The sequence below is a fragment of the Flavobacterium sp. UM26 genome (genome assembly GCF_057922445.1).
Window position 1 is genome coordinate 1 of record NZ_JBVHCY010000024.1, and the last position, 1,093, is coordinate 1,093.

Consider the following 1,093-nt stretch of genomic DNA (forward strand, 5'->3'; position numbering starts at 1 on the left):
CAGCCGTTACAAGAGATTTGGGTATTGGGCTGAATAGAAAGTTGGTATTGTACTTGGAAAATTTGTGCATAATGGAAAAATAACGCATCTTTAGTCCCAAACCTCGTGTAGCGGCGGGACGTTAGGGTATATAGCTCCGTTGAAAAGACACAGCCGACATCAACCAGACGTTTTACAAATGAAAATAATAATAAGTTAGTTAGCCTGCTGACCGAATACTAAACCAACATTGGCAATTATAAAGAACCGAAGAAAATGAGAATACTAACAATAATTTTAATAGTAGTTTTTTCAAATTGTCAATCTCCAAAAAAAGAATACGATTTTACTTTTTATAAAGGGAACATTCATGAATCATATTATTTAAAATTTAATTCTTCTGATACGCTTTACTATATTAATTCTTATCCATATGAAGAACAAACTTCATTTACAATTTTAAGTAGTGAAGAAAAAGAAAATATTCAAAATATTTTAGATACAATAACTTTTCCGAAGGAAGAAAAATTTACAAATAGTTTAATCGAAGATGGAGAAACTAATGCTTTTAATCTACAAATTGAGAAACAAACCAAAAAACTAATGATTCATGGTCACATGGGACCAAAACATTTTTTGTCTTTTGGAGAATCATTGGTCAAAATCAAGAACCTACATGAATTCACTCGAACAAACAAAAAATTTGATTTAAGTATTTTTAACAAAATTCTTAATGCTCCGCCTCCGCCAATTATAAATTAAATGAAGTTTGAAGTTCAGAAGCGGAAATCGAAAGGCGAAATAGATTATGCAATTGGAATGGAAAATTGGAACGGATGAACTTTCGTGATTTTCAAACGTGTCGCTACACACCCTAACACACGCTACAAGCAATTTGGGTATTAGGCTTAATTTGAAATTGGTTTTGTATTTGGAAGATTTGGCAAATCCGAATAATGGGCTTAATTTAGTCCCAAACTGCTTGTAGCGCGGGAACGTTACCAGCAATTATAAACGAAATGAAAAAAATAGCAATTATAACATTCATAATGACAACTTTATCTTGTTTCTCACAAGAAAACAGAATTGATTTTGAAAAAATAAAAGAATTAAA

At 31.1% G+C, this 1,093-nt stretch carries 1 protein-coding gene; it reads left to right on the forward strand.

Going from position 1 to position 1,093, the window contains the following annotated elements; all coding sequences use genetic code 11:
• Positions 1 to 255: 255 nt before the first annotated feature.
• On the forward strand, positions 256 to 741 hold the full coding sequence (locus tag ACZ1AQ_RS15100; RefSeq protein ID WP_489633692.1) for a hypothetical protein: 486 nt from the start codon (positions 256 to 258) through the stop codon (positions 739 to 741).
• Positions 742 to 1,093 lie beyond the last annotated feature (352 nt).

Excerpts from the sequence above, each read along its gene's own strand:
- ACZ1AQ_RS15100 (WP_489633692.1), top strand. The coding sequence starts at position 256 with ATGAGAATACTAACAATAATTTTAATAGTAGTTTTTTCAAATTGTCAA.